The sequence below is a fragment of the Streptomyces sp. NPDC059003 genome (assembly GCF_042740445.1).
Classification (GTDB): domain Bacteria; phylum Actinomycetota; class Actinomycetes; order Streptomycetales; family Streptomycetaceae; genus Streptomyces.
Genome location: NZ_JBHYJH010000270.1, coordinates 1 through 8243, shown reverse-complemented (window position 1 = coordinate 8243; position 8243 = coordinate 1). Strand labels below are relative to the sequence as shown.

Genomic DNA, 8243 nt, shown 5'->3' with positions numbered 1-8243 from the left:
GCTGCTGGTGGAGGGTGTGTCGGTGGCGGCGGTGAACGCCCCGGGCCAGGTGGTGGTCTCCGGTGCGCGCGAGGCCGTCGAGGCGGTGGCCGCCGCCCTGCCCGACCGCCAGGGGCGTTGGCTTGAGGTCAGTCACGCCTTCCACTCGGTGCTCATGGACCCGATGCTGGAGGCGTTCACCGAGACCGCAGCCACACTCGAGTACGCCCGTCCGCGCATTCCGATCGTGTCCACCCTGACGGGCGAGCCGGTGGCGGAGTTCACCGCCTCCTACTGGGTGGACCAGGTCCGCGGCACCGTGCGCTTCGGGGACGCGATCAGCTGCCTCACGTCCCTCGGCGTGATCCGCTTCGTGGAGCTGGGTCCGGACGCGAGCCTGGTCGGCGCCATCGGCGAGGTGGACGACGACGCGCTCGCCGTGCCCGTGATCCACCGGAAGCGTCCCGAAGCGTCCACCGCGATCGCGGCACTGGCACGCCTGTGGACGGACGGTGCCGAGGTCGACTGGACGGCGTTCTACGCCCCCACTGGTGCCGGACACGTCGACCTGCCCACCTACGCCTTCCAGCGCCGGCGCTACTGGCTGGACGGCGCGGCCGGTCCACTGCACGTCGGCGCCATCGGAGCGGACCCGGTCAAGCACCCGCTGCTGGGTGCCGTGGTGGAACTCTCCGACGGCGGCGGCCACGTGCTCACCGGGCGGATCTCCGCGCGCAGCCACCCATGGCTCGCCGAGCACCAGGTGGCGGGGGACGCGGTGTTCCCCGGCACCGGGTACGTGGAACTGGCCGTCCGCGCCGGTGACGAACTGGCCTGCGACCGGATCGAGGAACTGATCCTCGAAGCGCCCCTGGTGCTGCCGGCCGAGCAGGCCGTCCAGGTGCAGATCCTCGTCGACCCCGCCGACGCGGCCGGCAGCCGCTCGTTCCGCATCAGCTCCCGCACCGAGGGAGGGCAGACGTGGACCCGCCATGCGAGCGGCGTCCTCAGCGTGGGCAGCGGGCAGGAGCACGCCGGGCTCACGGCCTGGCCGCCGGCCGGGGCCGTCCCGGTCGACGTCGACCATCACTACGCCGCGCGTGCCGAGGGCGGATTCGGCTACGGAGCGATCTACCAGGGGCTGACCGCGGTGTGGCGGCGGGACGGGGAGCTGTTCGCCGAGGTCGCGCTCGGCGACGAGTTCCGCGGTGAGGCGGACCGGTTCGGCCTGCACCCGGCCGTGCTCGACGCCGCGCTCCAGCCGCTGTCGTACGACGAACGGCTGGAAGGCGCCCGGCGGCTGCCGTTCTGCTGGAACGGGGTGACCCTGCACGCCACGGGTGCCTCGCTGCTGCGGGTCGCGATCGCCCCGGGCGCCACGCAGGACAGCTACGCCCTCACGGTCGCGGACACCGCGGGCGCACCCGTCCTGACGGCCGACGCGCTGACGCTCCGCCCGTACGACGGCTCACCGCTGTCCTCGCACGCCGCATCCGGCACCGCGGCCGAGACCGAGGCCATCGCCGACGGTGCCGGCGAGGCGCCGCCGACGACCAAGGCCGCCCGCCGGACCCCGGCCCGCCGCAAGGCGGCCGCCGCCGTGTCCGGCGGTGGCCAGGCGCTCCACGACCGCCTCGCCGCCCTGCCGGCGGACGAGCAGCGCGCCGCCCTGCTGGAGATCGTGAGCCGCCGGGCCGCAATCGTGCTCGACCAGCCCAAGGGGCAGGCGATGGACGAGCATCTTGCGTTCCGCGACCTGGGCTTCACCTCCCTCACCGCCGTCCAGCTGCGGGAAGCGCTGGGTGAGGAGACGGGCCTGCGGCTGCCCGCGACCCTCGTCTTCGACTACCCCACACCGGGTGCCCTGGTCGACCACCTCCACGAGGAACTGCTCGGCGAGCCGACGTCCCCGTCCGCGGCCGGGTCCCCGGCCGCAGGCAGGGCCGCCGGCTTCGACGAGCCGATCGCCATCATCGGCATGAGCTGCCGCTACCCGGGCGGCGTACGCAGCGCGCAGGACCTGTGGCAGCTGGTGGCCGACGGAACCGACGCGATCTCCGGCTTCCCGACCGACCGCGGCTGGGACCTGGAGGCGCTGTACGACCCGGACCCGGACAACCCCGGCACCTGCTACGTCCACGAGGGCGGGTTCCTGCACGACGCGAGCCAGTTCGACGCCACCTTCTTCGGCATCAGCCCCCGTGAAGCTGTCGCGATGGACCCGCAGCAGCGGCTGCTCCTTGAGGTCTCCTGGGAGGCTCTGGAGCACGCCGGGCTCGACGCGCACGCGATGCGCGGCAGCCGCACCGGGGTGTTCGCCGGCGTCACCTATCAGGACTACGGCGGCCTGCTTGCGGTGGCCGAGGACAGCTTCGAGGGCTTCCTCGGCACCGGCAACTCGCCCAGCGTGCTCTCCGGCCGCGTCTCCTACACCCTCGGCCTGGAGGGGCCGGCGCTGACGATCGACACCGCCTGCTCGTCGTCCCTGGTCGCGCTGCACTCCGCCTGCCAGGCACTACGGGAGAACGACTGCGCGATGGCACTCGCCGGCGGCGTGACCGTCATGTCCACCCCCATCTCGCTCGTCGAGTTCAGCCGGCAGCGTGCACTCGCCGAGGACGGCCGGTCGAAGCCCTTCTCCGACGACGCGGACGGAGCGAGCTGGGCCGAGGGCGCCGGCATGCTGCTGCTGGAGCGGTTGTCGGACGCCCGGCGCAACGGTCACCGGGTCTTGGCGGTGGTCCGGGGCAGCGCGGTCAATCAGGACGGCGCGTCGAATGGGTTGACGGCGCCGAACGGTCCGTCGCAGCAGCGGGTGATCCGGCAGGCGTTGGCGAATGCGCAGGTGTCGGCTGCGGACGTCGATGTGGTGGAGGCGCACGGCACGGGCACCACGCTGGGTGATCCGATCGAGGCGCAGGCGCTGCTGGCCACTTACGGTCAGGACCGTCCCGAAGAGCGGCCGCTGTGGCTGGGCTCGGTGAAGTCGAACATCGGGCACTCCCAGGCCGCGGCGGGCGCCGCCGGGCTGATCAAGATGGTGCAGGCGATGCGGCACGGCCTGATGCCGAAGTCACTGCACCTGGGCACCCCGTCGACCCATGTGGACTGGTCGGCCGGTGCGGTGGAGCTGCTGGCCGAGGCGCGCCAGTGGACACGGACCGAGGACCGGCCGCGCCGGGCTGCCGTCTCCGCATTCGGGATGAGCGGCACGAACGCGCACGTGATCCTGGAGGAGGCCCCCGAGGAGACGCAGCCGGCACAACCCGCCGAAGACGCCTCGGACACACCCCCGGTGGTGCCGTGGGTGGTGTCCGGCCGCAGCGCCGCCGGCCTGCGCGGCCAGGCCGCCGCACTGCGGCAGCTGGCCGGTGAGGCCGACCCGGTGGAGGTGGGCTGGTCGTTGCTGACGACCCGTTCGCGGTTCGAGCACCGGGCGGTGCTGACGGGCGCGTATGCCGAGGGCCTTGCGGCGCTGGCGGCGGGGGAGCCCGCGGACCGCGTGGTGTCCGGGGTGGCAGGCTCGGTGGGGCGGACGGTGTTCGTCTTCCCCGGTCAAGGTGCGCAGTGGGCGGGTATGGGGGCTGGTCTGCTGGAGTCGTCGCCGGTGTTCGCGGCGCGTTTGGCCGAGTGTGAGGCGGCGTTGTCCGCGTTTGTGGACTGGTCGGTGACCGCGGTGTTGCGCGGTGAGGTGGGTGCTCCGTCGTTGGAGCGGGTGGATGTGGTGCAGCCTGCGTCGTTCGCGGTGATGGTGTCACTGGCGGCGCTGTGGCAGTCGTACGGCGTGGAGCCGGCGGCGGTGGTGGGCCATTCGCAGGGCGAGATCGCGGCCGCGTGTGTGGCGGGGGCGTTGTCGTTGGAGGATGCGGCGCGGGTGGTGGTGGCCCGGTCCGCGGCGATTGCCCGGCTGGCTGGTGGTGGGCGGGGCACGATGGCGTCGCTGGGTGTGTCCGTCGAGCGGGCGGAGGAGTTGCTGGCCGGCTGGTCGGGACGGGCTGTTGTCGCGGCCGTCAACGGGCCCGGCCAGGTGGTGATTTCCGGTGAGGTGGCCGCGGTCGAGGAGGTCGTGGCCGAGTGTGAGCGGCGGGGGAACCGGGCGCGGCGGATCGCGGTGGACTATGCCTCGCATTCGCCGGCGATGGATGTGCTGGAGGACGAGCTGGCCGCCGTGCTGGGCGGGATCGTGCCGCGCGCGGGTGAGGTGCCGTTGCTGTCCACGGTGACCGGTGAGTTCACGGACGGCTCGCAGATGGACGGCGGGTACTGGTTCACGAACCTGCGCTCGACGGTGCGGTTTGCCCAGGCGGTGGAGAAGCTGGCCGCCGAGGGGTACGGCACGTTTGTGGAGGTGTCCTCGCACCCGGTGCTGACCGCTGCGGTGCAGGAGATCGTGGAGGCGGCCGGGACGGGGCTGGGAGTTGTTGCTGGTTCGCTGCGGCGTGACGACGGCGGGCTTGACCGGTTCCTGCTGAGTGCGGCCGAGCTGTGGGTGCGCGGTGTCGACGTCGACTGGACGGCCCTCTTCCAGGACGCCCGTCCCCACACCGTCGACCTGCCCACCTACGCCTTCCAACGCCAGCACTACTGGCCGAAGTTCGCCGCCGGCCCGGTCACCGCCGACGAGGGCACCGCGGAGGACCGCGAGTTCTGGGCGGCCGTGGAGCGCGCGGACGCCGCGGCGCTGGCCGGCGCCCTGGGCACCGACACGGCCGTGGTCGATCCGCTGCTGCCGGTCCTGGCCGACTGGCGCAGGAAGCAACGTGAACAGAGCACCACCGACTCCTGGCGCTACCGCATCAGCTGGACACCGCTGACCGTGCCGGACGCGGCGTCCGTGTCCGGAACCTGGCTGCTGGTGACGCCCGACGACGGCACGGCCCGGACCTGGGCGGACGCGCTCGGCGCCGAACTGGCGGCGCTGGGCGGCACCCCCCGCACGCTGGAGCTGGGCGAGGCGGACCTCGACCGTGCGGCTCTCACCGCACGGCTCGGTGAGAGCGGCGAGCCGGCCGACCTCACCGCAGTGGTGTCGCTGCTGGCCTTCGACGAGCGGGACAGCGGCCGCACCGGCCTGCCGCTCGGCCTCGGCCTGACCTCCGTGCTGCTCCAGGCGCTCGGGGACGCCGGACTCGACGCCCCGCTGTGGTCGCTGACCTCGCAGGCCGTCCCGGTCGCCAAGTGGGACGCGGTGACCCGGCCCGGCCAGGCAGCCGTGTGGGGCCTCGGCCGGGTGGCCGCACTGGAGCACCCGGACCGGTGGGGCGGTCTTGTCGACGTCCCCACCGAGGCCGACGCACGGGCCGCGCGCCGCGTGCTGAACGCGCTGGCCGCGGCCGAGGAGGACCAGATCGCGCTGCGCGCCTCGGGCCTGTTCGGGCGGCGGCTGGTGCGCGCACCGCGGCAGCCCGGCGCGGAGGGGGCATGGACCCCGTCCGGCACGGTGCTGATCACCGGTGGCACCGGCGCCCTGGGCGCCAGGGTGGCCCGCTTCGCCGTCGAGCACGGCGCCACGCACGTGGTGCTGACCAGCCGACGCGGCGCGGACGCGCCCGGCGCGTCGGACATCCGCCGGGACCTTGTGGCGCTGGGCGCCGAGGTGACCGTCGCGGCCTGCGACATGGCCGACCGCGACCAGGTCGACGGGCTGCTCGACGGCCTTGCCGGCACGGCGCCGCTGACCGCGGTCGTGCACGCGGCGGGCGTCCTGGACGACGGCGTCCTGGGCGCGCTCAACCCCGAGCGCATCGCCGAGGTGATGGCTCCCAAGGCGCACGCCGCGCTGATCCTCGACGAGCTGACCCGGGAACGCGGTCTCGACCTGGACGCGTTCGTGATGTTCAGCTCCACCGCCGGCGTCTGGGGCGGCCCCGGACAGGCGAACTACGCCGCCGCGAACGCGGTGCTCGACGCGCTCGCCGAGCACCGGCGGGCCGACGGCCTGGCCGCGACCTCCATCGCGTGGGGCCCGTGGTCCGACACCGGCATGGCGGACAGCGCCGCGATCGAGGCCCGCCAGCGCAAGGGCGGCATCCACCCGCTGGCCCCCGAGTCCGCCGTCGCGGTGCTCCAACAGGCCGTCGGCGACGGCGACGCCGCGCTCACCGTGGCCGGCGTCGACTGGGGCATCTACGCCCCCGCCTTCACGGCCGGCCGGCGCAGCACGCTCCTCGACCAGATCCCGGAGGCCCACCAGGCCCTGGAGACGGCGGACGGCGAGGGTCCCGCCGGCAGCCCCGACTCGCTCGCCGCCCGGCTGACCCAGCTCACCGACGTCGAACGCGACCGCGAGCTGCTGGACCTGGTGCGCAAGCACGTCGCCGGGGTGCTCGGCTTCGCCGCGACGTCCGATGTGGAGCCTACCCACGTCTTCTCCGACATCGGGTTCGACTCCCTGACCGCCGTCGAGCTGCGCAACCGGCTCGGCCTGGTCACCGGGCTCAAACTGCCCACCACGCTGATCTTCGACCACCCGTCCCCGAACGCGCTGGTGCGCCACCTGCGCGAGGAACTCGTCGGCGCGGCCGACCCGGCGCCGGCCGCCCCCGCGGCGCGCAGCCGGTCGACGGCGACCGACGGCGACCCGATCGCCATCGTCGGCATGAGCTGCCGGCTGCCCGGCGGGGTGTCGTCGCCGGAGGAGTTCTGGCGGCTCCTGGCGGACGGCGTGGACGCGATCTCCTCGTTCCCGGCCGACCGCGGCTGGGACGTCGACGGGGTCTACGACCCGGACCCGGACAAGGCCGGCACGACGTACACCCGCCACGGCGGATTCGTCGACGGCGTCAGCGAGTTCGACGCCGCGCTGTTCGGCATCAACCCGCGCGAGGCACTGGCGATGGACCCGCAGCAGCGGCTGCTCCTCGAGGCCGTCTGGGAGGCCGTCGAGCGGGCCGGCATCGCCCCCACGTCCCTGGCCGGCAGCCGGACCGGGATGTTCGCCGGCAGCAACGGCTCCGACTACGGCGGCCTGCTGATGGCCTCTCCGCAGGGCGCGGACGGCTACTTCATGACCGGCAACGCCGCGAGCGTGCTGTCCGGCCGGGTCGCCTACGCCCTCGGCCTGGAGGGCCCGGCGGTCACCGTCGACACGGCCTGCTCGTCGTCGCTCGTCGCGCTGCACCTGGCGGCACAGGCACTGCGCAACGACGAGTGCTCGCTCGCGGTGGCCAGCGGTGTCACGCTCATCTCCACGCCGGGCCCGTTCGTGAGCTTCAGCCGCCAGCACGGCCTCGCGGTCGACGGCCGCTGCAAGGCGTTCTCCGACGACGCCGACGGCACCGGCTGGGCGGAAGGCGTCGGCGTACTCGTCCTCGAACGCCTCTCCGACGCCCGCCGCGCCGGACACACGGTGCTCGCCCTGGTCACCGGCAGCGCCACCAACCAGGACGGCGCCTCCAACGGCCTGACGGCGCCGAACGGACCGTCCCAGCAGCGGGTGATCCGGCAGGCGCTGGCGAACGCCGGCCTCACCGCCTCCGACGTGGACGCGGTGGAGGCGCACGGCACCGGCACCACGCTGGGCGACCCCATCGAGGCGCAGGCACTGCTGGCCACCTACGGCCAGGAGCGGCCGGGGGACCGGCCGCTGTGGCTGGGCTCGGTCAAGTCGAACCTCGGGCACACGCAGGCCGCGGCCGGTGTGGCCGGACTGATCAAGATGGTGCTGGCGATGCAGCACGAGACGCTGCCCAGGACCCTGCACGTAGGCACGCCGTCCACACACGTGGACTGGTCGGCGGGCGCGGTGGAGCTGCTGTCCGAGGCGCGCGAGTGGCCGCGCGGCGAACGCCGCCGGCGTGCGGGCGTGTCGTCCTTCGGGATCAGCGGCACCAACGCCCACGTCATCATCGAGGAACCCCCGGCGACGGCCGGGGCCCCCGCTGGTGGCGCCGCACCCGGCGCCGGCCAGGTCGACCTGCCGCTGGTGCCCTGGGTGGTGTCCGCACGGACCGCGGCGGCACTGGCTGCGCAAGCCGGCCGATTGGAGTCCGCGGCGGCGGGTGCGAACCCGCTGGACGTGGCCCTGTCCCTGGCCACCACCCGTGCGGCCCTGGAGCATCGCGCGGTCGTGCTGGGCGCGGACACCGACGAACTGCGGGCCCGGCTGGCGGCCCTGGCCGCCGGTGAGACCACGCCGGACACCGTGACCAGGACGGCCCACACCGGCCTGACGGGGTTTGTGTTCTCCGGTCAGGGTGGTCAGCGCCTCGGTATGGGCCGGGAGTTGGCGGAGGTCTTCCCGGTGTTCGCGACCGCGTTGGACG

1 protein-coding gene is annotated in these 8243 nt (G+C 74.0%); it reads left to right on the top strand.

All coding sequences use genetic code 11. The features are described 5' to 3' along the window. The coding region (locus tag ACFWZ5_RS42990) for a type I polyketide synthase (protein WP_384892515.1) at positions 1-8243 on the top strand (8243 nt) is incomplete at both ends.